Source organism: Haematobacter sp. (assembly GCF_032102465.1).
Classification (GTDB): domain Bacteria; phylum Pseudomonadota; class Alphaproteobacteria; order Rhodobacterales; family Rhodobacteraceae; genus Haematobacter.
The window spans coordinates 14,371-40,001 of sequence record NZ_DAMDHB010000027.1 but is presented as its reverse complement, the minus strand read 5'-3'; the positions used below and the strand labels follow the sequence as shown (position 1 = coordinate 40,001).

At 65.2% G+C, this 25,631-nt stretch carries 21 protein-coding genes, 1 tRNA gene, 1 other RNA gene and 1 pseudogene; 13 read left to right on the top strand and 11 right to left on the bottom strand.

Annotated features, from left to right (window positions below; genetic code table 11):
- The first annotated feature begins 9 nt into the window (after window positions 1–9).
- From RT513_RS15190 to RT513_RS15175, 4 genes are all read left to right on the top strand, one after another.
- A complete protein-coding gene (locus RT513_RS15190) occupies window positions 10–717 on the top strand; it encodes a uroporphyrinogen-III synthase (RefSeq protein WP_290687503.1) in 708 nt (235 codons plus the stop codon).
- 142 nt (window positions 718–859) lie between these two features.
- Window positions 860–2,161 carry a COG4223 family protein gene (locus RT513_RS15185; RefSeq protein WP_290687504.1) on the top strand — a complete coding sequence of 434 codons (1,302 nt, stop codon included), beginning with the start codon at window positions 860–862 and terminating at the stop codon, window positions 2,159–2,161.
- A gap of 7 nt (window positions 2,162–2,168) precedes the next feature.
- On the top strand, window positions 2,169–3,758 hold the full coding sequence (locus RT513_RS15180) for a heme biosynthesis protein HemY (RefSeq protein ID WP_088213577.1): 1,590 nt from the start codon (window positions 2,169–2,171) through the stop codon (window positions 3,756–3,758).
- Window positions 3,759–3,865: 107 nt separating this feature from the next.
- Window positions 3,866–3,941, top strand: a tRNA-Thr gene (locus RT513_RS15175).
- Window positions 3,942–3,965: 24 nt separating this feature from the next.
- On the opposite strand, the gene RT513_RS15170 is transcribed toward RT513_RS15175, so the two are convergent.
- Window positions 3,966–4,184 (bottom strand): hypothetical protein, encoded by a 219-nt coding sequence (locus RT513_RS15170; RefSeq protein ID WP_290687505.1) that lies wholly within the window; start codon window positions 4,182–4,184, stop codon window positions 3,966–3,968.
- Between the two features lie 723 nt (window positions 4,185–4,907).
- Between RT513_RS15170 and RT513_RS15165 the strand changes: the two genes are divergently transcribed.
- Window positions 4,908–6,245 carry an MFS transporter gene (locus RT513_RS15165; RefSeq protein ID WP_290687506.1) on the top strand — a complete coding sequence of 446 codons (1,338 nt, stop codon included), beginning with the start codon at window positions 4,908–4,910 and terminating at the stop codon, window positions 6,243–6,245.
- Window positions 6,246–6,260: 15 nt separating this feature from the next.
- Here the strand turns inward: RT513_RS15165 and RT513_RS15160 are convergent, their stop codons facing one another.
- From RT513_RS15160 to RT513_RS15150, 3 genes are all read right to left on the bottom strand, one after another.
- Window positions 6,261–7,358: a transglutaminase-like domain-containing protein gene (locus RT513_RS15160; RefSeq protein ID WP_290687507.1), complete on the bottom strand. Its 1,098-nt coding sequence runs from the start codon at window positions 7,356–7,358 to the stop codon at window positions 6,261–6,263.
- Window positions 7,359–7,435: 77 nt separating this feature from the next.
- Window positions 7,436–7,534: signal recognition particle sRNA small type (gene ffs / locus RT513_RS15155), an RNA gene on the bottom strand.
- Between the two features lie 37 nt (window positions 7,535–7,571).
- The gene (locus RT513_RS15150) at window positions 7,572–7,949 is read right to left on the bottom strand and encodes a winged helix-turn-helix transcriptional regulator (RefSeq protein WP_088213580.1); all 378 of its coding nucleotides are present in this window, start codon (window positions 7,947–7,949) and stop codon (window positions 7,572–7,574) included.
- Between the two features lie 95 nt (window positions 7,950–8,044).
- On the opposite strand from RT513_RS15150, the gene RT513_RS15145 reads away from it, so the two are divergent.
- Entirely contained in the window at window positions 8,045–8,608 is a 564-nt protein-coding gene (locus RT513_RS15145) for an NADPH-dependent FMN reductase (protein WP_088213581.1), read from the top strand.
- Window position 8,609: 1 nt separating this feature from the next.
- Here RT513_RS15145 and RT513_RS15140 read toward each other — a convergent pair whose 3' ends face one another.
- The 5 genes from RT513_RS15140 to RT513_RS15120 form a co-directional block, all read right to left on the bottom strand.
- On the bottom strand, window positions 8,610–9,053 hold the full coding sequence (locus RT513_RS15140; RefSeq protein WP_290687508.1) for a DUF305 domain-containing protein: 444 nt from the start codon (window positions 9,051–9,053) through the stop codon (window positions 8,610–8,612).
- A 68-nt stretch (window positions 9,054–9,121) separates the two neighbouring features.
- The gene (locus RT513_RS15135) at window positions 9,122–9,886 is read right to left on the bottom strand and encodes an ABC transporter permease (RefSeq protein WP_088213583.1); all 765 of its coding nucleotides are present in this window, start codon (window positions 9,884–9,886) and stop codon (window positions 9,122–9,124) included.
- Window positions 9,886–10,677, bottom strand: a complete 792-nt coding sequence (locus RT513_RS15130; RefSeq protein ID WP_290687509.1) for an ABC transporter ATP-binding protein — start codon at window positions 10,675–10,677, stop codon at window positions 9,886–9,888. The genes RT513_RS15135 and RT513_RS15130 overlap by 1 nt, the downstream gene beginning before the upstream one ends.
- Window positions 10,678–10,729: 52 nt before the next feature.
- Window positions 10,730–11,740 (bottom strand): ABC transporter substrate-binding protein, encoded by a 1,011-nt coding sequence (locus tag RT513_RS15125; protein ID WP_290687513.1) that lies wholly within the window; start codon window positions 11,738–11,740, stop codon window positions 10,730–10,732.
- Between the two features lie 163 nt (window positions 11,741–11,903).
- Entirely contained in the window at window positions 11,904–13,880 is a 1,977-nt protein-coding gene (locus RT513_RS15120; protein WP_290687515.1) for a bifunctional 2',3'-cyclic-nucleotide 2'-phosphodiesterase/3'-nucleotidase, read from the bottom strand.
- Between the two features lie 249 nt (window positions 13,881–14,129).
- Here RT513_RS15120 and nudC point away from each other — a divergent pair, with 249 nt between their 5' ends.
- Complete coding sequence (gene nudC / locus RT513_RS15115; protein WP_290687517.1) at window positions 14,130–15,179, top strand: NAD(+) diphosphatase; 1,050 nt, start codon at window positions 14,130–14,132, stop codon at window positions 15,177–15,179.
- A gap of 928 nt (window positions 15,180–16,107) precedes the next feature.
- On the opposite strand, the gene RT513_RS15110 is transcribed toward nudC, so the two are convergent.
- On the bottom strand, window positions 16,108–16,941 hold the full coding sequence (locus tag RT513_RS15110; RefSeq protein WP_290687519.1) for a prephenate dehydratase: 834 nt from the start codon (window positions 16,939–16,941) through the stop codon (window positions 16,108–16,110).
- A 144-nt stretch (window positions 16,942–17,085) separates the two neighbouring features.
- Between RT513_RS15110 and RT513_RS15105 the strand changes: the two genes are divergently transcribed.
- Window positions 17,086–17,604, top strand: a complete 519-nt coding sequence (locus tag RT513_RS15105) for a c-type cytochrome (RefSeq protein WP_290687521.1) — start codon at window positions 17,086–17,088, stop codon at window positions 17,602–17,604.
- Window positions 17,605–18,034: 430 nt separating this feature from the next.
- On the opposite strand, the pseudogene RT513_RS15100 reads toward RT513_RS15105, so the two are convergent.
- Window positions 18,035–18,421, bottom strand: a pseudogene (locus RT513_RS15100) (transposase); the annotation flags it as partial.
- 320 nt (window positions 18,422–18,741) lie between these two features.
- Here RT513_RS15100 and RT513_RS15095 point away from each other — a divergent pair.
- The 5 genes from RT513_RS15095 to RT513_RS15075 are packed head-to-tail and all read left to right on the top strand — an operon-like array spanning window position 18,742 to window position 25,592.
- The gene (locus tag RT513_RS15095) at window positions 18,742–20,643 is read left to right on the top strand and encodes an extracellular solute-binding protein (RefSeq protein ID WP_290687523.1); all 1,902 of its coding nucleotides are present in this window, start codon (window positions 18,742–18,744) and stop codon (window positions 20,641–20,643) included.
- 1 nt (window position 20,644) lies between these two features.
- Window positions 20,645–21,745, top strand: coding sequence for a microcin C ABC transporter permease YejB (locus RT513_RS15090; protein ID WP_088213591.1), 1,101 nt, complete (start codon window positions 20,645–20,647; stop codon window positions 21,743–21,745).
- Window positions 21,746–21,748: 3 nt separating this feature from the next.
- Entirely contained in the window at window positions 21,749–22,858 is a 1,110-nt protein-coding gene (locus RT513_RS15085) for an ABC transporter permease (protein WP_290687526.1), read from the top strand.
- Window positions 22,855–24,531 carry an ABC transporter ATP-binding protein gene (locus RT513_RS15080; protein WP_290687528.1) on the top strand — a complete coding sequence of 559 codons (1,677 nt, stop codon included), beginning with the start codon at window positions 22,855–22,857 and terminating at the stop codon, window positions 24,529–24,531. Before RT513_RS15085 ends, RT513_RS15080 begins: the two co-directional genes overlap by 4 nt.
- 38 nt (window positions 24,532–24,569) lie before the next feature.
- Window positions 24,570–25,592: an aspartate-semialdehyde dehydrogenase gene (locus RT513_RS15075; protein WP_035709198.1), complete on the top strand. Its 1,023-nt coding sequence runs from the start codon at window positions 24,570–24,572 to the stop codon at window positions 25,590–25,592.
- Window positions 25,593–25,631 lie beyond the last annotated feature (39 nt).

The window sequence follows — 25,631 nt, the reverse complement described above, 5'->3', positions numbered from 1 at the left end:
CACCGCAACATGCGCGAGACAACCCGACCGCTCCTTTCTGCCGGTGTACCGACGCTCCTGCTCACCCGGCCGGAGGCGCAGTCCCGCCGTTTCGCCGCCGAAGTGGCAGGACTCTGGCCGGATCTGGCGGTGCTCCTCGCGCCCGCGCAGGCGATCCGGTCCCTGCCCGTCGTCATGCCCCAAGGGGTGCGGGGCATCGTTCTCACATCGGAGAACGCCGTAGCGGCGCTTCCGCCGTGTTTGGGTCTGCCCGCCTATTGCGTGGGAGAGCGCACGGCGGCGGCGGCGGCGGCGCATGGTCTCTCGGCCCGGGCTGCGGGCGGCGATGCGGCATCCCTGCTCTCCCTTATTCGGCGGGAGCGTCCGTCCGGCCCGCTGTTTCACCCGCATGGGCAACACCTTGCCGCCGATATGGTCGCGGCCCTGAGGGACGAGGTGGAGATCACGGGGGCCGTGGCCTATGAGCAGGTGGCCATCCCCCCTTCCGCAGAGGCAGTGCGGCTTCTGGAGGCGGAGCAGCCGGTGCTCCTGCCGCTGTTCTCGCCGCGATCCGCGCGGCTTGTGGCGGGCTGGCCGATCCGCGCGCCGCTTCTCATCGCCGCGATGAGTGCGAATGTCGCAGCCGCATGGTCCGGTAAAGCGCCGCGCCGCCTGAAAATTGCCCCAACCCCTTCAGCAGAGGCTATGTTGGAGACAATCGGGGCGCTGAAGGGCTGAAATCGGTTGTTTTCGGGAACCTTGCGTCCTGAGAAGGCATGAGTTGCCGACAGGGCTTCGCGCCGGCACATCAGGCTGCGGGTTGAGGCCCGGGGATCCGGTCGCTAATCTCCGTTCACGGAACGGCCAACGGGAGAGCTGCGTGGAAGACGAAAAGAAACCGAGGTCGCGGAGCAAGGCGAAGGCCGAAGAAGCGCAGACCTCGCCATCCGAAGGAAACCTCTCCGCGCGCGAGGCGGCAGAGGTGTTCGGGGCGACGGACAGCCCGGAAGCCAGCGTCGATGCCCTCCCGGAGACCGTTGCAGCGGAGAACCCGGCGACGGCGGAGCACCATGATTTCGCTGCCGGGCAGGGCACCGATCCCGCCGCTCTGCCTGACGCCGATCAACCCCGGGATCTGACGCCCGACCGGGATCTGACACTTGAGGAGCCGCTGGCAAAGGCGGCGGAGGAGGAGCGTGTGGTTCCGCCCGCCCGTCCCGTTCCGACGGAACCCGCAGCGCAGGGCGGCAGCTTCTGGCCGACGCTCGCCGGTGGAGCGATCGCGGCGGCATTGGGGTTCGGTGCGGCCTATTTCCTTCTGCCTCTTCATACGACCGATCCCGCATTGGAGAGCAGGATCGCGGAGCAGGCGCAGCAGATCTCCGCGATGCGTTCCGAGATCTCGGCGCTGCCCGCGCCGGCCGATCTTTCCGGGATGGAGGCAGAGCTTTCGCGTCTCTCCAATGCCGCAACCGAGGGGGAAAGCACGCTTGACGCCCTGACCTCCCGGATCACGGCGCTGGAAAATCGGCCCGTTGCCTCCGCGCCGTCAGGAGAGGCGGGGGCACCCTTCGCAGACGTGAGCGCGGCGCTGGAAAGCCTGCGGAGCGACCTGTCCGCCCAAGCGGAGCGCAACGCCGCCCTGTCGGGCGAGGTGGAAAGTCTCCGCTCCTCATCCGCGGCCGGTGCGCGTGTGGCGGAAGGGGAGGCGATCGTCGCCAGCATCCGCATGGCGATCGAACTCGGGAGCGGTTTCGCGCCGGCTGTCGAGCGTCTGGAGCAGCTGGATGTGAACGTTCCCGCGGCCCTGAAGGAGGCCAGCGGCGGCGTGGCTCCGCTGTCCGACCTGCGCCGTGATTTCCCCGATGCCGCGCGCGCCGCGCTCGATGCCTCCTACCGCGCGACGGGAGAGGAGAGCTTTGGCGACCGGGCGGAAATGTTCCTGCGGAATCAACTGGGCATCCGCTCCCTTACCCCGCAGGAGGGCAATTCCCCCGATGCGGTCCTGTCCCGCGCCAATGCCGCGGTGCAGGCGGGCCAGATCGATCAGGCCCTGACGGAAATCGCCACGCTTCCCGCCGCGGGGCAGGCCGCGATGGCCGGGTGGATCTCCGCCGCCAAGACCCGCGTTTCTGCACAGCAGGCTGCCGACGAGATCGTCGCCAGCCTTACCCGGAACTGAGGCGCACATGCTCTGGTCCCTTCTCAAGGTTCTCCTCTTCGTCGCCATCATCGCGGCGCTGACCTTCGGCGCGAGCCATCTGCTCAGCGCGGGCGAAGGCATCCGCATCATCTTCGGGGATACGGAGTTTTCCATCGGACTGCTGCAGGCGGTGATCCTCTCGCTGCTCGGCCTTGTCGGCGCATGGGTGCTGTTCAAGATCGTGGGACTCGCGGTCGCTCTGTTCCGCTTCCTGAACGGGGATGAGACGGCGATGAGCCGCTATCTCGACCGCAGCCGCGAAAAGCGGGGGTACGAGGCGCTGGCCGACGGCATCCTCGCCCTCACCGCGGGGGAGGGGCGGCTCGCCATCAACAAATCCGTCCGGGCGGAGAAATTCCTCAACCGTCCCGAACTCACGGACCTCGTCATCGCGCAGGCGGCGGAGATGGTCGGTGATTCGAAACGCGCCACAGAGGCGTGGAAGCGGCGTCTGGACGATGACCGGACGCGCTTCGTGGCCCTGCGCGGGCTGATGCGGATGAAGCTGGCCGAAGGCGATACCGACACCGCGCTGAAACTCGCAGAGCACGCGCTGGCCATTCGCCCGCGTCATGGCGAGACTCAGGATGTCCTTCTGAAGCTTCAGGCCGACCGGGGCGACTGGAAGGGCGCGCGGCGTACGCTGGAGGCAAAGCAGCGCAGCGGCAACATGCCCCGCGATGTTTACAAGCGCCGCGACGCCGTCCTCGCGCTGCAGGAGGCAAAGGAGGTCTTTGCCGAGGGCAATTCCATCGAGGCACGGGAGGCGGCCATCGCCGCCAACCGTCAGTCCCCCGACCTCATCCCCGCCGCCGTCATGGCCGCACGCGGCTATCTCACGACCGGTGACAGGAAAAGCGCCTCGCGGGTCCTGCGCAAGGCCTGGGAGGTGTCCCCGCATCCCGACCTCGCCGCCGCCTTTGCCGAAATCGAGCCGAACGAAACCCCTGCGCAGCGCCTGAAGCGGTTCGATACGCTCCTCCGGCTGCGCCCGGATGACGAGCAGACCCGCCTGCTGCGCGCCGAACTGAACATTGCGGCGGAGGATTTCCCAGCCGCCCGGCGGGCCATGGGCGATCTGGCGGAGACGCATCCCACCGCGCGGAGCCTTGCCATCATGGCGGCGATCGAACGGGGAGAGGGCGCGGACGATGCAGTGGTGCGCGGCTGGCTGGCCCGGGCGCTCGTTTCTCCGCGCGGGCCGCAATGGGTTTGTGACAATTGCGGTGCGATCCATGCGCAATGGGGGCCGATCTGCGACAACTGCGGCGCCTTCGACACGCTCACATGGAAAGAGCCGCCGGAAGGGGCGGGACCCTCTCCCACGCAGGCGGAAATGCTGCCCCTGATCGTCCGTGCGCCGGAGCCGAAGTCCGCTCCCGTCGCCCCGGTCGCGGAACCGGAGCCGGAACCCGTGCCTGAGTCGGTAACCATCGCGCCGGACGAAACACCGGAGCCGGTGGTGGAAACGCCCCCCCTCCCGGTCGAGCCGCAGGAGCCGCAGCCGGCAAGCTCGAGCCCGTTCCACACCCCGCGCGCGGTTGACCTCGACGCGATGCGGAAAGCCGGGGGCTGAGCACGAGAATTCTTGCGTTTTAGGGCTACACACCCCCGCAGGATGGTGCTATCAGCCCGCCACAACGCCCCTCCGGCCCCGGCCGGGCGGGCCTCCCGCAAGGGAACGCCGCAGTAGCTCAGCTGGTAGAGCACGTCATTCGTAATGATGGGGTCGGGGGTTCGAGTCCCTTCTGCGGCACCACTTCATCAACAAAAACCGGCACGTTTAGGGCATCCATCTCCGTGCCGCTTCATGGCTCGGTCGTGCCGAACGGGGTCGCTCCCGCGGTTTCCAGCCGTCGGGCCTCTTGCCCTTCGGCGGCTCCAGCGCACCCTTGTGGACCAGCCCCTCGGATTGCAGCCGCGCCAGCGCACTATCGATCCACCGGTCGCCGTAGAGCGACCTTTCGGAGAAGAACACGTCCGTCTCAATGGCAAGGAACACCGCCGCCGCGATCCGGATAGGCCGTCACCCCATGCGATCGTGCCCGCCTCGGCCGCGTGTGGCGGAACACATTCGGCGGGGGATGCCGTCAGCCAGCGAGTTGGAAGAAATCTTGCCGGAACGGGATGTGTCACGCATCGGCTTACCTCGGGATGTCGAGTGATCCCCATGGAAATGGCCGGTGCATGGGCTGCCTCTCTTGCCCGCCTGCGATTTGCGGCCAGAGCTGGGCGAGGCGGCACTTGCAGACGCATCTTTGGCAGCGTGCTGAAAAAAGTATCCCGAGGTTGCTCCGGGGCGGAGATCTTCCATGGTTGAAGAACTCCCCGGAAGCCGCAGGTTTTGGCTCGTGACCGACCCGATTTCCTGGTTTCAACCCAAGGTCGGGGAGCACCACGATTTTTTCAGCTGTTAGCATGGTCCTGTTCTCGGACCCGGGAAATCGGTCCCGCAATGACCTGACATCCGTAGCGTTCCGGCTGGACCTCGCCGGACAAGGGACGATTTCCGCTCCGAAGCAAACTTCAGCAGTCTGCCTGGCGCGGTCGTCCGAAAAAACTGGGCTTCTCCTGTACTGGCGCCCCTGCCCAGGGGAGGGTGTCCACCGTAGCGTCCTGGCCGCAGTCCCATGTTGTGCTCCCACGTCTCGCTTGCCGCGCTGCGCGATTGCCGCGATAAGGCTGCGTCCCGAAGGATGGAGCGGGAAATCGAAAAGGACGCATGATGACTGAGACGCTGCAAGGCGCGGGTGAGGAAAACCGCCCGCTCAACCGTGAGGATTTCAAGGTTCTGGGCCTGTCGGCTCTGGGCGGGGCGTTGGAATTCTACGACTTCATCATCTTTGTCTTTTTCGCGGCGGTCATCGGCCATCTGTTCTTTCCGCCGGACATGCCGGACTGGCTCGTCATGATCCAGACCTTCGGCATCTTTGCTGCCGGTTACCTCGTGCGTCCGCTGGGCGGGATCGTCATGGCGCATTATGGCGACAAGGTGGGGCGCAAGCGCGTATTTGCCCTTTCGGTGTTCCTCATGTCGATCTCGACGCTGGGCATGGCGATGCTGCCGACCTATGCGACCATCGGCGTGCTGGCTCCGATCCTGCTGATCGTGCTCCGCATGTTGCAGGGCGCGGCCATCGGCGGCGAGGTTCCGGGCGCATGGACATTCGTGGCCGAACACGTACCGGCCCGGCGCGTGGGCATGGCCTGCGGGTTCCTGTGTTCCGGCCTGACGATGGGCATCCTGCTCGGCTCGCTGGTCGCCACGGCGATCAACTGGAGCTTCACGGCGGAACAGGTTTCCGCCTGGGCATGGCGTCTTCCGTTCTTCCTCGGCGGGATCTTCGGCCTGCTTGCGGTCTATCTGCGCCGCTGGCTGTCGGAGACGCCGATCTTCCTCGCCATGAAGCAGGACAGCCGCCTGCAGGAGACGCTGCCGATCCGCACCGTCCTGCGCGACCACATGCACGGCGTCATCATCTCCGGCCTGCTCACCTGGGTTTTGTCCGCCGGAATCGTCGTCACCACGCTGATGACGGCGACCTTTCTGCAAAAGCTCTATGGCTATTCCGCGCTGGAGGCCCTCTCCGCCACCAGCTTCGGCACGCTGTTCCTGATCTTCGGGACGGTCAGCGCCGGGGCGATCGTGGACAGGGTGGGCAGCGGCCCGTTTTTCGCAGTGGCAGGGGTGGTGTTCGGGGTGGTGACCTTCACCTTCTACACCTTCGCGGGCGTCTCCCTGCCGGTTCTGTTCGGGCTTTACGCGGTGATGGGGCTGGCCGTCGGCATGGTGGGGGCGGTGCCCTATGTCATGGTGCGGGCCTTTCCGGCGCAGGTGCGGTTTTCCGGGCTCTCCTTCTCCTACAACGTGGCCTATGCGATCTTCGGCGGGTTGACGCCGGTGCTCGTCACCACGTTCCTCGCCGTCAGCCCGATGGCCCATGCGTGGTATCTGGTGTTCATCGCCGCGCTGACGACGGGTCTGGGCTTCTACCTGATGGCGAACAGTGCACGGGTGGAGGGGGAGATCGGCCTCGACGGAACGGAAGCGGCGGCCCATTGAGGGCCGCCCCCCGCATCATACCGCGCGTGCGGTGATCGTGTAGGCGAAGGCCTTGGCGTCAAGCTCGTTCAGCGCGGCGCCCTCCACCGTTCCCTGCGGATACATGAGGAAGGGCAGGGTGCCCGTCCGGCCCGGCAGGTGCAGATCCTCCGCCCGGTTGTAGGCTACCCAGTTGCCCTCCCAGTTGCCGAGCAGCGCCGCGTTCACCTTCGTCACCAGCGGGTCGGACGGGTCACGGATCCAGCGGTCCGATTCGGCGCGCATCACCTTGAGCACATCGGCGGGGTCCATCGCGACCCAGCCGTAACCGTCGAGCCAGACCTCCGCCCGGCAGTGTTGCGCGCCGGTGATCGTCTCACTGTTCGCGCCGAGCTGCTTGTAGCCGAAGGCGGAGGGCGCAACCCGAACCCCGTACATGTCGCGCGCGGGAACGCCCGAGGCGCGGGCGAGGGCCACGAACAACCCGTTCAGATCGGCGCATTTCCCGCCCAGCCCGGCGCTGGTCAGCGTCGCCACCGCATCCCCCGGACCGCAGCCCGGCGTGTCGAGATTGCGGTAGCAGTTGGCAACGATATAGGCATAGATCGCGCGCACCTTCTCCACATCCGTGGTGGCGCCCGCGGTGATCCGTGCCGCCGTCTCCGCCACCACGCCGTCGAGCGGCTTCATCGCAGAGGGCCGCAGCGCCGCTGCCAGAACGGCAGGGTCTTCCCCGGCTTCAGAAGGTTTCGACCAGTCGATGGTGCGGTTCCGCGTCTCGAACCGGCTGACCAGTTCAAGGTTTGCAGGCGTCTTGCCATCGAACTCCGCATGCAGGAAGCGCGCGCCAGTGGCGGGGTCAGTCACCAGCTCGGCTTGCGCCGCATTGCCTGTCCAGCCATCGTCGAGGCTGCGCTGGTAATCGGTGGAGAGCGAGGGCACCGGCAGCCATATCTCCGCCTTGCCGGCGGGAAGGGCAATCGCCGTGCGTGTCTCGTAAGCCCGCCAGGGCGTGGGTGCCGGGGCGAAGCTGACAGGATCGGCCCAGGCGCGGGAGGCGAGGCCCCCGAACATCGGGGCGAACCCTGCGGCCAGTGCGATCTTCAGAACGGTCCTGCGGGGGTGGGCGGTCATCGGCTCCTCCTGTCCGTGGGTATCCGAACAGACTGCGCCAAGACCCGATCACGCTCAACGATTTTCGGGAGAAGAAAGGGTGAGAGGCTGGACAACGACCCAAGCGGGACTCGTTACGGCTGCTTCCTTCCGGACCTGACCGAGTTGGCGAGGCGCTCGCCCGCGCCAACCTCTCGCGGGGGGATCTAAGGGGCGCGGGCGGAAATGGCAAGCCTACTCTGCAGCGACCAGCCGCTGATTCGCACCCTCGTCATAGGCTTCCCGCGCCGCGCAGACCCGTTCGTAATTCGCCTCCGCCCAGTTGCCGAGCGCGCGGAGCGGCACCTGCAGCTCCTCTCCCAGCGGGGTGAGCCGATATTCCACACGCGGCGGCACGGTCGGATACACCCGCCGGTGAACGTAGCCGTCCCGCTCCAGCCCGCGCAGGGTGACCGTCAGCATCTTCTGCGAAATACCGGTAATCGACCGTTTTATCTCGGAGAATCGGCGCGGTTCAGGGCTGAGATGCATGACGATCAGCACGCTCCACTTGTCACCGACAAGGGAAATGATGTCATTCACGCGGTTGCAGCGCTGATGAGTGGGTTCCATGGGTGTAACCTTCTGACTGCAAGGTGCCTTCTTGCGTTTTGCGAGACGGTTACTAATTTGCCCCCAGTCACTCAAAGAAACAAGAGGCTCCTCCCATGAAGACCGTGGCCGTTCTGGTCGGATCGCTCCGCAAGGATTCGATCAACCGCAAATTCGCCGAAGCGCTGGCAAAGCTCGCCGCCGGCAAACTGGATTTCAAATTCGTCGAGATCGGTGATCTGCCGCTCTACAATGAAGACCTGTGGGACAAGGTGCCGGCTTCCGTCCTGCGGATGAAGGCCGAGGTCGAGGCCGCCGATGCCGTCCTCTTCGTTACGCCCGAATACAACCGCATGCTCTCCCCCGCGTTGAAGAACGCCGCCGACTGGGGCTCCCGCCCCTATGGGAAAAGCTCCTGGATGGGCAAACCCGCCGCCGTCGTCGGGACCACGCCCGGCACGACGGGCTCCGCCGCCGGACAACAGTCAATGAAGATGCTCGCGACGATTCTGGGCACCGTGCAGCTCGGTCAGCCGGAAGTGTATTTCGTCTGGAAGCCCGAACTGTTCGATGCCACCGGCACGCTGGTCGAGCCGACGGCCAAGGCGTTCCTGTCGAGCTGGATCGACGCTTTCGCCAATCTCATCGACGCGGTCGCCAAGGAGCCGGTTCCCGCCTGATCTACCTGTCGAGATCGGCGATGAGGGACTTCATCTCGCCGATCTCCCGCTCCTGCGTCGTGATGATCCCATCGGCCAGCGACCGCACCCTCGGGTCGGTGATATGCGCCCGCGATGACGTCAGGATGGCGATGGAATGATGCGGGATCATCGCGCGCATCCATGCCACATCCCCCACGGTCGCCTGCGACCGGAGCAGGGCGAGCGCCACCACGAACACCACGGCGCTCCCCGCGAGAATGGCGTAATTCGCGGCGCGGTTGCGATACATGCCCCACATGAAAAGCAGCATGACCACCGCCATCCCCGCACCCATGTAGAGCGCGGCGAAGGCGCGGGTTTCGCTGAAATAGACGTGATCCCAGCTCCAGGTATTGAGATACATCAGGACGTACATCAGCACGGTGGAAACGGCGATCATGGTGAGGAAGCGGGCGTAGGACATCGGCTTCTCCTGACTGGATCAGGATCAACCGCCGCCGGTGAAATGGTTCCCCGCCGATCCCCGAATTCTCAGCCCGGATTGCGTTCCGCCCAGCCGGCGAAAACCTTCTCCAGCGCCACGACGATGTAGTAGAGCACGATCCCCAGGAAGGCGAGCGCGAGCAGGACGGCGAACATCAGCGGGTAATCCGCATTGATCTTGCCCGAATCGAACAGAGCGCCAAGGCCCCGGCCGTGCGGCTCCACGATCTCCATCAGGTTGGTGCCGATGAAGGCCAGCGTGACGGCAACCTTCAGCGCGCCGAAGAACTCCGGCAGGGTCTTCGGCAGGGCGATCTTGCGGAATATGGTGAACTTGGACGCGCCGAGCGAGCGCAGGATGTCGCGATACTCCGGCTCCAGCGTGGACAGGCCGATCGCCACCGACACGGAGATCGGAAAGAAGGAGATCATGAAGGCCATCAGTATGGTGTTGAAATCGTGCTGGCCCACGAAGATCAGCGCCACTACCGGCACCACCGTCGCCTTCGGTATGGCGTTGAAGCCCACCAGCAGCGGATAGAGCGCATCCCGCATGGTGCGGGAAAAGCCCATGACCATGCCCAGCAGCGTGCCGAAGATCACCGCCAGCACCAGACCCACGACCGTGCGCCACAGCGTCTGCCAGCCTTGGGTGAAGAACAGCTCCCGGTATTTCCAGAAGGCGGGCGGCAGGTCTGAGGGGGAGGCCATCACGTAGTTCGGCCAGCCCTTCACCCAGACCAGAAATTCCCACCCCGCGAGCAGGAGCACCGTGGCGATCAGCGGAATGGCGATCTTGCGCAGCGTTTCCATCAATGCGCCCCCGCCGGTTTGCGGCCCTGCGCGATCTCGATCTGGTCGCGGAGGATGGAGAGGCGCTCCACCGAGGCGGGTTCATACAGCATGTCGAGCGTCCGCGGGCCGTCGTGGCCGACGGTCATGACATATTGGGTAGTGGCAGGGCGGCCCGAGAGCACGACGATCTCGTCGGCGAGGAACACGCTCTCCCGCAGGTCATGGGTGATGAGCAGGGAGGTGAACGGCTCCTCCGCGCGGAGCGCGTGCATCGTCTGCCACAGATCCTCCCGCGTGAAGGCGTCGAGCGCGCCGAAGGGTTCGTCCATGATGAGCACGTCGGGCTTGTGGACGATCGCCCGGCAGAGGGAGGCGCGCTGCCGCATTCCGCCCGAGAGTTCGGAGGGACGCTTGTCGGCGAACTTGCCGAGGCCCACCAACTCCAGCAGCTCCATCGCACGGGCTTCGCGGGCCTTGCGGGCCATGCCGGGGGAAACGATCTCCAGCGGCAGGATCACATTGTCCAGGATCGTGCGCCATTCCAGCATGACGGGGTTCTGGAACGCCATCCCCACCGTCTTGCGCGGGCCTTTCACCCGTTCCCCGTGTAGCCAGACCTCGCCCCTGTCGGGGATCATCAGCCCGGCGATCAGCCGGGTGAGCGTGGACTTGCCGCAGCCCGAGGGGCCGACCACCGCGCAGAAGTTGCCTTCCGGGATGGAGATGTTGAGGTCGTCCAGAACCGGCAGCGGGCCGGCCTTGGTCTTGTAGGCGTGCGTGACGCCCTTGATATCGACGAGGTTTGCCATGCCGGTTCCGTTTCGGGCGGGTGCAACCCCGCCCGGCCCTATTTGAATGCGGTCAGTCTGCGAGCTTCAGGCTGCCGTCGGCGGGCAGGTAATCGGCGGTGAAATACAGATCCGGCGTGGGATCGTTCTGGAAGGTGTAGATTTCCTTGAGCTGCTCGATGGACGCCGCGAACCGCTCGGGATCCACATTGCCCATACCGTGCTCCTTGACCCAGTCGGTCAGCACGTTCGTCCCGATGGACATCTTCAGCCGCTCCGTTTCCAGCGCCAGATCGGAGGCGGGGGAGCGTTTGATCATGGATTCCACCGCCGCTTCCGGGTTGGCGATGGCATCGTGCCAGCCCTTCGCCACCGCGCGGAGGAAGCCCGTCACCTGCTCCGGGTGTTCCTTGGCGTAGGTGGTGTTCACGATGATGGCGTTGCCGTAGTATTTCACCCCGTTGTCGGCCATCAGAAAGACGGAGATGTCATCCGCCGGGACGCCGAGCCGCGTCAGGTTGAGGAAGACGGAGAAGGAGAAGCCCATCACCGCATCCACCTTGCCCTCTGCCAGCATGGGTTCCCGGGTGGGGAAGCCGACGGGTTCCACGGTGATCTTGGAAATGTCGATGCCGTTGGCCTTGGCAAAGGCCGGGAACTGCGCCCATGCGCCGTCCGGGGGCGGAGCGCCGAGCTTCCTGCCTTCGATATCCTTGATCTCGTTGATGCCCTGCGACTTGCGGCCGACCATCGCGGCGGCGGGCTTGTCATAGACCATCATCACTGCCGTGACCGGCGCGCCCGGGTTCTGGTCGAGGAACTTCGCGATGGAGTTCATGTCGGAGAAGCCGAACGGGAACGCGCCTGTCGCCACTTTCGGAATGGCGTCGAGCGAGCCCTGGCCTGCGGAGATCTCCACGTTCAGGCCCTCGGCCTTGAAGTGGCCATTGTCGATCGCGGCGAAATAGGGGGCGGACGGGCCTTCGAACTTCCAGTCGAGGGCGAAGGGGACCGTCGTTTCCGCCGACGCGCCCGTGGCGATGAGGACGGTGGCGGTGATGGCTGTCAGGGCGCGGTGGAACACGAAGGGCCTCCTTGAAAACTGCGGCACCGACCCTGCCCGACCTCCGCCGGGGAGGGGAGCATCTTCGGGCAACTGCCTGCGAACTGTGCAAATTCGTCGCAGGTAAATGCCTGTTTGTCAGGCGTGTCACCAAATGATGCCCCATTGATAGGCATCGTGCAAACTAAAGAAGGATGCGAAAGCGGGCGAAGCCCTCCTCTCCCGGCCCTGCCGCTTCGATGCGCAGTCCGTTCAGATCGCCCAGATGATCTGCCGCCTTCGGCCCGGTTTCAAAGATCACGCTTGTGTCGGCCAGGGGCGCAAGACGCCAATTGTTGTCCGCGGACGGGTTGATCGTGCCCTGTTCGACGATGTAGCGCACGATGACGTCGCGGTTGGTATCCGGCCCTTCAAAGACGATCGTCGTGCCGTCCGCGCCGGGGAAGTCACCGCCGCCTTCCGCCCGGTAGTTGTTGGTCGCGATGATGAATTCCTGTTCGGGCTCCACAGGGCGCCCGTCGAAGGCAAGGTTGACGATACGGGTGGCCTCCGGCGCCTCCAGCTGCCCCTTGGCGGAGTAGCGGGAGGGTTGGGAAAGGTCGATCTCATAGGTCACGCCGTCGATCACGTCGAAATTGTAGCTCGGAAACTCCGGGTTCAGGAGGGGCTGGTCGGCCTCGCCCGGCGTGATCCGGTTGAACATGCCCGCGGATCGTTCGAGCCAGCCCTGCAGTTCCGCCCCCGTCACCCGGACCGCCCGGATCGTATTGGGGTAAAGATAGAGGTCGGCCACGTTGCGGATGGCAATGTCGCCCGCAGGCACATCGGTATAGTACTCCGGCCCGCCCCGGCCGCCCGCCTTGAACGGCGCGGCGGCGGAGAGGATCGGCAACCCCTCATGCGGAGAGCCGGTCATCATCTCGGCGATATACCACTTCTGCGCGTTGGAGACGATCTGGACGGACGGGTCGTCGGCCACGAGGGCGAAATAGCTGTGCAGCGGCGCGCTCGTCCGGCCCACGGGCCGGCGGACATAGGCCAGCGTCTCCTCATGCTCCCGCATGACGGAGGCGAGCACTTCGGGACGGCTGTCCACCAGCGCGGTTATGCTCCTGTCCTCGTTCCGGCGGGCGATGGGGCGGGCCTCGCTCGTCGCGGTGACGACGCGCCATTGGCCGCCCTCGCGTTCCAGCAGAAGGTCGATCAGCCCCATGTGCGAGCCCCAGAAACCCGCCATCACCGCAGGCTTGCCGTGGATCGTTCCCGTGACCGGATCGACGGCGGCGGAGGCTTCAAAGGCGGGGGAGGGGAAGACGAGATGGCTGTGCCCCGTCAGCACCGCATCCACCCCCGGCAAGGCGGCGAGGGGGGTGGAGGCATTCTCCATTCCGTCGGACCGCTCCGCCGCGCCGATGCCCGAATGGGACAGCGCGACGATGATATCCGCCCCCGCCTCCTTCATCTCCGGCAGCCATGCTTCCGCCGCCTCGACGATGTCGCGCGTCTCGACCCGGCCCTCCAGGTGCTTGCGGTCCCACTTCAGGATCTGGGGCGGCACGAAACCGATCAGCCCGATGCGGATGGGGATGTCCCGCCCGGAGCCGTCCCTCACCATGCGGTCGAGAATGACATATGGGGGGATCAGTGTCTGGTCTCCCCGCGGTCCGGCGCCCCGCTGTCTTGCGACATTGGCGGAGATCACCGGGAAGTCCGCGCCCGCAAGCGTCCGCTCCAGAAACTCCAGCCCATAGTTGAACTCATGGTTTCCAAGCGTGCCCGCGTCGTAGCCGACCGCATTCATCGCCGCGATCACGGGGTGCACATCGCCCTGCCGCATGCCCCGCTCATAGGCGATGTAGTCGCCCATCGGGTTGCCCTGCAGGAAGTCGCCGTTGTCCAGCAGGATCGTGTTCGTGGCCTCCGCCCGGACGGCCTCGATCAGCGCGGCGGTCCGCGCCAGCCCGACCGTGTCGGACGCCCGGTCCGCATAATAGTCGTAGGGATAGATATGGACGTGAAGATCCGTCGTCTCGAGGATCCGCAGATGCGCCTGATTGGTGGCGGCCTGGAGGGAGAAAGGATGCAGAGCGATCAAACCGGTTCCTGCCGTTCCCGCCAGAAACCTCCGCCGGGTCATCGTGAAATCTGTCCCCCGCCGCATGCCCACCTCCGCTTTTCCAGACAGGGTGATCCTAGCATCATCGGGGGCAGGCCGCATACCGCGTCCCCGCCACCGGCGGAGGATTGCCATCGCAGCTATAACCCAGGAATTACAACTTGTAATTGTTTAATTTCCATGAGTGCCGTGTTTTTGTGCAGCTTGCGGTGGCCACGGCGGCATGCGATCCAATGACCGAAACTCACAGCAGATGGCAGTCGGCCGGATGTCTGACGGTTGCGGGAGGCAGAAATGCGGGATGCGGAAGCGGTAACTTTTGGAAGCGCGGGGCTCGACAGGGCCTCCGGTCTCAGGGCGAAGCCGGAAGCGCTGGCGGCGCTGCTGAAAAGGCCGGATGCACGGGTTCTGCCGCTGTGGCAGGGCCTTGTGCCGGTTGTGGAGGGGCGGCCAGTCGGGGAGATGGGACCCATCGGGGAGACGGGGCCCATCGGGAAGAGGGGGCCCATCGGGAAGAGGGGGCCCATCGGGGAAACCGGCCTCGTCACCGTGTCGCCGGGCCATCCTGCACTGGCGGAAGCAAGCGGAGCACCGACGCTGCTCGGCCTTGACGACGGCGTGCCATGGTTCGGGGCCGATATTTCCGCCTGGTCACCCGACATCGCCGATGCCGCCGCCAATGCCGCTTTCCTTGACCCGCGGGAGCAGCGCCATCCCGCGCTTCCTGCCGAGAGCCGTTTTGTCGAACTGCGCGCGGTGATGACCCGTCTCACCCGCCGGGAGGCGGAGATCGCCGCCACCGCCCGCGCGCTTTTTGGCTGGCACGCGACGCATGGTTTCTGCCCGCGCTGCGGCCATGCCTCCGAACCCGCGCTGGGGGGCTGGATCCGGCGTTGCCCGAACTGCCGGGCGGAGCAGTATCCGCGCACCGATCCGGTGGTCATCATGCTCATCACCCGGGGAGACCGGGTGCTGCTGGGGCGGAGCGCCGCCTGGCCGCAGGGAATGTATTCGCTGCTCGCGGGCTTCATCGAACCCGGCGAGACGGTGGAGGCCGCCGTCCGCCGCGAGGTGCTGGAGGAGGCGGGCGTCCGTGTCGGTGCGGTGCAATATCTCGCGAGCCAACCCTGGCCCTTCCCCGCGTCGCTGATGATCGGCTGCCGGGGGGAGGCCCTGTCGGATGCCATAGAAATCGACCTGGCGGAAATTGAGGATGCGCGCTGGGTTTCGCGGGAGGAGATGGTGGACGTACTCTCCGGCGCCAATCCAGCGATCCGCCCCGCGCGGGAGGGAGCGATCGCGCATTTCCTCATCCAGCGCTGGATGGAGGACCGGCTGGACTAGCGCACATCACTGGGGGAGCTGATCGGGTTCCAGCACGGTATGCTTCGTTCGAGGGTTGCTCCAGATCGGCTGGCGCCGCCGCGGGCATGAGAGCGGGAAGGTGAAAGACAGCTCTTGGTTGGCGGTCGCGCCGGAATGTGCTCCCGTCGAGAGGCTCGCGGATACAGGGGGTGCTGCAACGCTTCCCGCAGGTTTCCCGGTCTCACCGGCGGGTGGCAGAGTTTCGCGATTTTTTCACCGCCTTGCGGGCTGCTGAAAAAAGTTTTGAAGCCTCATGTCTATGCTTTGGAAATTGGAAAACCGAGCCTTTGAATGATCCGAAATAGGTAGATTTCCTGCCGGATTTGGCCGGATTTCCGCTCCAACGCCGACCTGAAAGCCTCTTCGGCCTGCGAGGGGAGACTTTGTGCAGGAAAGGCAGCACACGGCTCCGCGCCGAGCGCATTAAGGGCTTCCCGGAAGGATTCCGACAGGCGATGCCGGAGGAAATGGTCGGCCTTGGGGCGCGCCCGAGGTTGTTTCCCCCGATAGCCTGCCTGGTGACCACCGGAGGCCGCGAAACATGGCTGCTGAAAAAGTCGGGAACTTACCCGGGCTTGCGTGGAGGGCGAGAAAGTCTGTCCGGTCACGCGCCAAAACTCGGCTTCCGGGGCGCTTCTGAAAATCTGGGGAAGATTTCGAACCCAGCACAACCGCGGAATGCGTTTTCAGCAGCCTGTTAAATCGCCGTTCTCCGGGCGGAAGCAGGTTGTCCGCCCCGGCTAGCAGGCCGTGCCAACGAACCTTGACTGGAGGATGATTTCTGCATCTTCCCGCGCTTAATGGTTGCGGTGGCGCCAGCCGATCTGGAGCAATACGCGAACGGAAAACGCTGCGAGAGTCAAAAGACCAGTCAGCTCACCCCGCGATCCCGGTCGGATCCCGGTGTCTAACGCCGGCGCGAATCCGCCGGATACACGCCGACAAGGGACATTTCCGTGGTGAAATAGCGAAGCTCGTCGAAGGCGAGCTGCACGTTCCGGTCCTCGGGGTGTCCCTCCACATCGGCATAGAACTGCGTCGCGGTGAAGGAGCCGTTGACCATGTAGCTTTCCAGCTTCGTCATGTTGACGCCGTTCGTCGCAAAGCCCCCCATCGCCTTGTAGAGCGCGGCGGGGATGTTGCGGACGCGGAACATGAAGGTCGTGATCATCCCGGCTTCCCCCCGGCGCGTCAGGTCCAGATCGCGGGACATGACGAGGAATCGCGTGGTGTTGTTCTGCTGGTCCTCGATCTCCTTCGCCAGCACGTCGAGCCCGTAGAACTCGCCTGCGAGTTCCGATGCCAGCGCGCCGATGGCGGGATTGCCCATTTCCGCGACCTTCATCGCAGAGCCCGCCGTATCGGCCCCGGTCAGCGACTGGATGCTGTGAGCGCGCAGGAAATCCCTGCACTGGCCCAGCAACACGGTATGGCTCATCGCCTGACGGATATCCCCGATCTTCGTGCCGGGCACGCCAAGCAGGCTGATGTGAACGCGCACGAAGGCCTCGTCCACGATATGGAGGCCGCTCTGCGGCAACAGGCTGTGCATGTCCGCCACGCGTCCGTAGGTGGAGTTTTCCACCGGCAGCATGGCCAGTTCCGCCTGCCCCTGACGGACCGCTTCCATCGCATCCTCGAAGGTCCGACAGGGCATCGGCTCCATCTCCGGCCGCGCTTGGCGACAGGCCTGGTGGGAGTAGGCTCCCGGCTCACCCTGGAAGGCGATCTTTCCCCGCATGGTTTCTCCCGGAATTCTGAGGCTTGCTCTGTGAGGTCTTCTGAGGGCTTGCGGGACACACCGCCCCGGCGCGTGGTAACTACACCTTGAAAACGTCGAACGGAAGCGGCTAAGACCGGACGAGACACCAGCCGGGGGGGCCAGATGTTCGACCAGATGACCGTGACCAAGACCGTTGCCGCGCTCTGCGGGGCCCTGCTCATCCTGTTGCTGTCGAACTGGGCCGCCAGTGCCCTGTTCTCGATGGGGGGCGGTCATGGTGATGAACACGCCGCCTATGTGATCGACACCGGCGCGCAGGAAGGTGCGGGCGCTGCCGCCGCCTCCGATGAACCGCCGTTCGAGGAGGTCTTCGCCACCGCCGATGCCGCCGCGGGCGAGAAGGTGTTCGCGAAATGCCGCGCCTGCCACAAGATCGACGGCGCTAATGCCACCGGCCCGCATCTGGACGGCGTGGTCGGCCGCCCGGTGGGTTCCGTGGACGGCTTCGGCTATTCGGACGCGATGAAGACACATGGCGGCGAGTGGACGCCTGACAAGCTGAGCGAATTCCTTGCCAACCCCAAGGCCGACGTGCCGGGTACCAAGATGTCCTTCGTCGGGCTGCCGCGCATCAAGGAGCGTGTGGACCTCATCGCCTATCTGGAATCGCTGCCGCACTGACCCCGCCTCTGTGCGAAGGCATGAGACAGGCCGGCTTGCGCCGGCCTTTTCCGTTTGTGAGGGCGTCCTGGGGAGCCGGGCTGCCCCCGCCTTCCGATCGGGCAGATGTGTCCCCGCCTGCACCCGCAGGCCGGACAGTTCCTTCACGAGCTGCGCCGCCGCAGTATTGACCCATGTGTGGATGCCCGTCTGAGGTCAAGGCGTGTTTAGCGGTGGTTCTGAAGATCGGTGCGGTCATGGGTCAGGCCTTTTGTGCGGCTCTGATACATGACCGCTTGCCGTTATGGTGATACGCGGATTGGCTGCACATCAGTGAACCGGGCTTTTCGCCCTTGGGTCGTTTCGGCTTCTGCCAATCCTGATCTGTCGATCGACTTCCCTAACGCTTCGGCACTCCCTTCACTCCCGGCGTCTTCCCACGAACTGGCGTTCAGGCCACCGCGGGAATTCTGTAATTCTCGCCCCGCCGCATCATGGCCCAGATACCGCGCGCCATCTTGTTGGCAAGCGCGATGGCGACCAGCATCTTTGGTTTTCGCGCCAGCATGTTTGCCAGCCAACTGCCGGGCTTTGGCGCCTTGCGTATCGCCCATCGCACGACAGCCATGGCGCCGATAATGAGCAGCCTACAGATATCCTGCTGCCCCATCTTCGAGACGCGCCCAAGCCGCGTCTTTCCGCCGGTGGAATGTTGCCCTGGCACGAGACCGACCCACGCGGCAAAGTCTCGGCCGCTTCGGAAGTTCTCGGCGGGGGGTGCAAGCACATCGATGGCGACGGCAGTCATTGGACCAATGCCCGGCATGGTCTGCAAGCTCCGTGTCGAAGGATTTACTCGAGCCGCAAGCTTCAGGCGATGCTCACCGTGGCCGAGCACAGCTCGTCCGCCATGCGCACTTGCGGAAAGGGTGCTGAGCCAGCACCCGGGAGAGCGGAGAGCGGAGAGCGGAGGTACGAAACCGGCGCCGGGCAACGTCACCCAGATACCGTCGGCTCAGCGGGCTGCCGCTTTGGGGTGTATGTGGTGGGTTTTCCGTCTATCCTGCCCGATGGCGCAGTCTCTCACGCAATCGCAACTTGAAACTTTGCCGCTTGCGCCCTTAGCTGGCGCGGAACGACGCTGATCGGAGGGACAGGATGCCGGTTGACCCGAGGACTACTATTATCGCCGGACGGAAGCCGTCTGCGATTTCCTCCCGCGTCCTGCTCCTGACACTGCCGATCCTGGCGCTCGGCCCTTCGATGGCTGCGGCGCAGGAGCAGAAGGTCATCACCTCCTACGGGATCTCCACCTTCGGCGATTTGAAATACCCCGCCGATTTCAAGCATTTCGACTTCGTGAACCCGGAGGCGCCCAAGGGCGGCACGATGACCTTCCGCGGCACCGGAGCGAGCCAGACCTTCGACAGCCTGAACGCCTTCGTGCTGAAGGGCAACCCGGCGCAGGGGCTGGGGCTGCTCTATGACAGCCTGCTTTCCGGCGCGCCGGACGATCCCGATGCCGCCTATGGGCTGGTGGCTTCGAGCGTCGAGTATCCGGAGGACCGTTCCTGGGTGACCTTCACCATGCGGCCGGAGGCGACATTCTCCGACGGTCAGCCGATCACGGCGGAGGATGTGGTCTTTACCTGGAAGGTGCTGCTGGAGAAGGGATCCCCCGCCTATCGCATCTCTCTCCGCGACATCGAGAATGTCGAGGCGCTGGACCCGCACCGGGTGAAATTCACCTTCAAGGAGGGTGCGGCCACCCGCGATCTGCCGATGCTGGCGGGCGGGCTGTCGATCCTGCCGAAGCATTATTACGACACCGTCGATTTTGCCCAGTCCACGATGACCCCGCCCGTGGGATCGGGGCAGTTCGTGGTCAAGGACGCACAGCCCGGCCGATCCATCACCTATTGCCGGAACCCCGATTACTGGGCGAAGGATTTGCCGGTGAATGTCGGCATGGCGAATTTCGACTGCTACACCTACCAGTATTTCGCCGACAACAATGCCGCTTTCGAGGCATTCAAGGTCGGCCAGTTCCTCTACCAGCAGGAATTCTTCTCGCTGCTCTGGGCCACGGGTTACAACTTCCCCGCCGTGGAGCGCGGCTGGGTGAAGCGGGAGGAGCTGGAGGATGCGACGCCCTCGGGCACGCAGGGCTTCTGGTTCAACCTCCGGCGCGAGAAGTTTCAGGATCCGCGCGTGCGCGAGGCCATCGGGCTGATGTTCAACTTCGAATGGACGAACGAGACGCTGTTCTACGGCCTCTACAAACGCACCGACAGTTTCTTCGAGAATTCTCCCATGCAGGCCGAGGGGCTGCCGGAAGGGGAGGAACTGGCCGTGCTGGAGGAGTTCCGCGACAAGCTCCCCCCGGAAATCTTCACCGCACCCGCCTTCGAGCCGCCGGTCTCGGGCAAGCAGCAGCTCGACCGTGGCAACATGCGCCGCGCCTCGCAGCTTCTGGACGAGGCGGGCTGGTCCGTCGGCGGTGACGGGATGCGCCAGAACGCGAAGGGCGAGCGGCTGACACTAGAATTCATCGAGGACGGCACCTCCATGGACCGGGTGCTGAACCCCTATATCCAGAACCTGCGCCGCATCGGCGTGGATGCCCGCCTGACGCGGATCGACAGCGCGCAGATGCAGCAGCGGCAGAAGGACTTCGACTACGATATAATGAGCGGGCGGTTCGTCATGTCGCTCAGCCCCTCCATCGAACTCCGGCAGCTTTTCTCCGCCGAAGCGGCGACGACACCGGATTCGGCCAACCTCTCGGGCGTGGCCGACCCGGTGGTGGATGCGCTGATCGAAAAGGTCATCCAGTCCAAAACGCGCGAGGAACTGGACGCCCGTGCCAAGGCGCTGGACCGGGTGCTCCGCTCCAAGCAGATCTGGGTGCCGAACTGGTACTCCGGCAAATACCTCGTCGCCTACTGGGACGTGTTCGGCAAGCCGCCTGAAAAGCCGCCCTATTCCCGCGGGGACGGCATGTGGTGGATGGACGAGGCAAAGCTCGGCCGGCTGAAGGCACAGGGCGCGCTCCGCTAAGATGGCTGCCTATATCCTTCGCCGCCTCCTGCTGATGATCCCGACCCTCATCGGGATCATGGTCATCAACTTCACGCTGGTGCAGTTCGTGCCGGGCGGCCCTATCGAGCAGATCATCGCGCAGGTCCGGGGCGGGGGGGATGTGTTCTCCTCCATCTCGGGCGGCGGCGGCGATGCCGGGGCCGGACAGCTTTCGGCGGGCAACGCCGGGGGGGACGACCGCTATCTCGGCGCCCGCGGCCTGCCGCCCGACTTCATCGCCGATCTGGAGAAGCAGTTCGGCTTCGACAAGCCGCCGCTCCAGCGGTTCCTAGACATGATGTGGTCCTACCTGCGCTTCGATTTCGGCGAGAGCTACTTCCGCTCCATCTCCGTGGTCGATCTGGTGCTGGAGAAGATGCCGGTGTCGATCTCGCTCGGCCTGTGGTCCACGCTGATCGCCTATCTCATCTCCATCCCGCTCGGCATCCGCAAGGCGGTAAAGGACGGCACCCCTTTCGACACATGGACATCCGGCCTCATCATCGTGGGTTATGCGATCCCGGGCTTCCTGTTCGCGGTGCTCCTGCTCGTGCTGTTCGCGGGCGGCTCCTACTGGCAGTGGTTTCCGCTCCGCGGGCTGACCTCGGACAACTGGGATCAGCTTTCGCCCATTGGCAAGGTGCTGGACTATATCTGGCACATCACGCTGCCGGTCATCGCCTCCACCATCTCCAGCTTCGCCACGCTGACCCTGCTGACGAAGAACTCCTTTCTGGACGAGATCAAGAAGCAGTATGTCATGACGGCCCGTGCCAAGGGCCTGCCGGAGCGGCGGGTGCTTTACGGCCACGTGTTCCGCAATGCGATGCTGATCGTGATCGCGGGCTTCCCGACGCTGTTCGTATCGGTGTTCTTCGGCGGCAGCCTGATCATCGAGACGATCTTCTCGCTCGACGGACTGGGACGGCTGGGGTTCGAGGCGGCGGTGTCGCGGGATTATCCGGTCATGTTCGCCACGCTCTATGTGTTCGGGCTGATCGGCCTGATCCTCGGGCTGCTGTCGGATCTGACCTATGTCTGGATCGACCCCCGCATCGACTTCGAATCACGTGAGACCTGAGTGATGGCAGTCTCAGAGCTGACCCGCCGCCGCTGGCGGACCTTCCGGGCCAACCGGCGTGCCTCCTGGGCGCTGGTCATCTTTTCGGTCCTGTTCCTCATCGCGCTCTGCGCGGAATTCGTGGCCAATGACAAGCCCCTGCTGGTGAGCTACCGGGGGGAGCTTTTCGTGCCGGTGATGCGCTTCTACCCGGAGACGACCTTCGGCGGCGACTTCGCCACGGAGGCCGTCTATCGCGACCCGGAGGTGCAGTGCCTGATCGCGACCGGCGGGGCGGAGGCCTGCTGGGATGACCCCGCCGCCGCGATGGCGGAGGCGCAGGCCACCGGAACCGTGGGCGGCGCGCCCGTGCAGACGGGCTGGATGATCTGGCCGTTCATTCCCTACAGCTACAACACCGTGAACGACATTCAGGGCACCGCGCCGTCCGCCCCGGATGCCCAGCACTGGCTCGGCACCGATGATACCGCGCGGGACGTGCTGGCCCGGGTGATCTACGGCTTCCGCCTGTCGGTGGTCTTTGCGCTGGTGGTGACCATCGCCACCACGGTGATCGGTATCGCCTCCGGTGCCGTGCAGGGCTATTTCGGCGGCTGGATCGACCTGAGCTTTCAGCGGATCATCGAGATCTGGGGGGCGACGCCCAGCCTTTACATCATCATCATCGTGGGCGCGATCTGGCAGATGAATTTTTGGCTGCTCGTGATCCTGATGACCGCCTTCGGCTGGACGGCGCTGGTGGGGGTCGTCCGGGCGGAGTTCCTGCGGGCGCGGAACTTCGAATATGTCCGCGCGGCCCGCGCGCTCGGCGTCTCCGACGGCAAGATCATGTTCCGCCACGTGCTGCCGAACGCCATGGTCGCGACCGTCACCATGCTGCCGTTCATCATCACGGGCACCATCGGGTCGCTGGCCGCGCTGGACTTTCTGGGCTTCGGGCTGCCCTCCTCCTATCCCTCGCTGGGAGAGTTGACCCAGCAGGCCAAGGACAACCTCCAGGCGCCGTGGCTCGCCTTCACCGCCTTCTTCACCTTCGCGATCATGCTGTCCCTGCTCATCTTCATCTTTGAAGGGGTGCGGGATGCCTTCGACCCCAGAAAGACCTTCCGGTGAGCGATCCCGTCCTTGATGTCCGCGATCTTCACGTCCGTTTCGTGCAGGACGGACGGGTGCATGAGGCCGTGCGCAGCGTCTCCTACACCGTGGGGCGGGGGGAGACGGTGGCGCTGGTGGGCGAATCCGGTTCGGGCAAGTCGGTCACCGCGCTTTCCACCGTCTCGCTCCTGCCCGACAGCGCGGAGGTGACGGGCAGCATCCGCTATAAGGGCGAGGAGCTTCGCGGCGCGCCGGAGGCGAAGCTGCGGGAGGTGCGGGGCAATGACATCAGCTTCATCTTTCAGGAGCCGATGACATCGCTGAACCCGCTGCACACCATCGAAAAGCAGATCACGGAAAGCCTGTCGCTCCACCAGAACCTCTCCGGCTCCGCCGCGCGGGCGCGTGTGCTCGAGCTTCTGCGCAAGGTCGGGATCCGCGACCCGGAGAGCCGGCTGGATGCCTATCCCCACCAGCTCTCGGGGGGGCAGCGGCAGCGGGTGATGATCGCCATGGCGCTCGCCAACGGGCCGGAGCTGCTCATCGCGGACGAGCCCACGACCGCCCTCGACGTGACGATTCAGGCGCAGATCCTCGACCTTCTGGCGGAACTGAAGCGTGAGGAGGGGTTGAGCATGCTGTTCATCACCCATGACCTCGGCATCGTGCGGCGGATCGCCGACCGGGTCTGTGTGATGAAGGATGGCGAGATCGTGGAGACCGGCCCCACGGCGGCGGTCTTTGCCGATCCGCAGCATCCCTATACGCAGAAGCTCCTCGCCGCCGAGCCGAAGGGGCGCCCCGCCCCGGTGCCGGAGGGCGCGGAGGAACTGCTGAGGACGGACGCGCTCCGCGTCTGGTTTCCGATCCATCGGGGCTTTCTCCGCAAGGTCACCGGCCATGTGAAGGCGGTCAACAGCGCCAGCCTCTCCGTGCGCGAGGGGGAGACGCTGGGGGTGGTGGGCGAATCCGGCTCCGGCAAGACGACGCTCGCCCTCGCCATCCTGCGGCTCATCTCCTCCGAAGGGCCGATCGTGTTTCTGGGGCGCGACATCCAGGGCTGGCGCTCGCGGCAGATGCGGGCGGTGCGCCGCGACATGCAGATCGTGTTCCAGGATCCCTACGGCAGCCTCTCTCCGCGCATGACGGTGGAGCAGATCATCGCCGAAGGGCTGGGCGTGCATGGCACCCTGTCCGCGGCGGAGCGGCACGGCCGCGTGGCGGAGATCATGGAGGAGGTGGGTCTGCCCCCCGAGTCCATGTACCGCTATCCGCACGAATTCTCCGGCGGCCAGCGGCAGCGGATCGCCATAGCCCGCGCGATGATCCTGCGGCCCCGCCTCGTCGTGCTGGACGAGCCGACCTCCGCGCTCGACATGACGGTGCAGGTGCAGATCGTGGACCTGCTGCGCGGGCTGCAGCAGAAGCACCGCCTCGCCTATCTGTTCATCAGCCATGACCTGCGGGTGGTGCGGGCGCTGTCGCACAAGGTCATGGTGATGCGCGCGGGCGATGTGGTGGAGGAGGGTCCGGCGGCGGAGATCTTCGCCGCGCCGAAGACCGACTACACCCGCGCGCTCATGGCCGCCGCGCTCAACATGTCGGCGGAGGACGCACCCCCCGTCGCCGATACACGCCAGCCGGAATTGCCCCCCGAACCACCAAAGCCCTTTCCACCTTCCCCCCTTTAGGCTAAGGGACCGGGTCCCTTGACAGACAGGAGGTCCGGATGGGCTACAGGGTCGTCGTCGCGGGCGCCACCGGTAACGTGGGCCGCGAAATGCTGAACATCCTCGCCGAGCGGGAATTCCCCATCGACGAGATTACCGCGCTTGCCTCGCGCAAGTCGCTGGGAACGGAGGTCAGCTTCGGGGACAAGACGCTCAAGACGAAGGATCTCGACACGTTCGATTTCGAAGGCTGGGACATCGCGCTCTTCGCCATCGGCTCGGATGCGACCAAGATCTACGCGCCCCGGGCTGCCGCGGCGGGTTGCGTCGTCATCGACAACTCCTCGCTCTACCGCTACGACCCGGAGGTTCCGCTGGTCGTGCCGGAAGTGAACCCGGAGGCGGTGGAGGACTACCGCAACAAGATGATCATCGCGAACCCCAACTGCTCCACCGCGCAGATGGTGGTGGCGCTGAAGCCGCTGCATGACCGCGCGCGGATCAAGCGGGTCGTGGTGTCCACCTACCAGTCGGTCTCCGGCGCGGGCAAGGCGGGCATCGACGAGCTCTGGGACCAGACCAAGGGCCTCTATGTCCCCGGTCAGGAAGTGGCGCCGTCGAAATTCACCAAGCAGATCGCCTTCAACGTGATCCCGCATATCGACGTCTTCATGGAAGACGGCACCACCAAGGAAGAGTGGAAGATGGTGGCGGAGACCAAGAAGATCCTCGATCCGAAGGTGCGGGTGACGGCGACCTGCGTCCGGGTTCCGGTCTTTGTCGGCCATTCCGAGTCCATCAACATCGAGTTCGAGGAGTTCCTCGACGAGGACGAGGCGCGCGACATCCTCCGCGAAGCGCCGGGGATTCTCGTCGTCGACAAGCGGGAGCCGGGTGGCTACATCACGCCGATCGAATCGGTCGGCGAATACGCCACCTACATCAGCCGCATCCGGCAGGATTCTACCATCGAGAACGGCATCAACCTCTGGTGCGTCTCCGACAACCTGCGCAAGGGCGCCGCGCTGAACGCCGTTCAGATCGCGGAAACGCTGGGCAACCGGGTTCTGAAGAAGGGCTGAGGCTCTTCCCGCGCGGCTCCTCGAAAGGGGCCGCGTTTT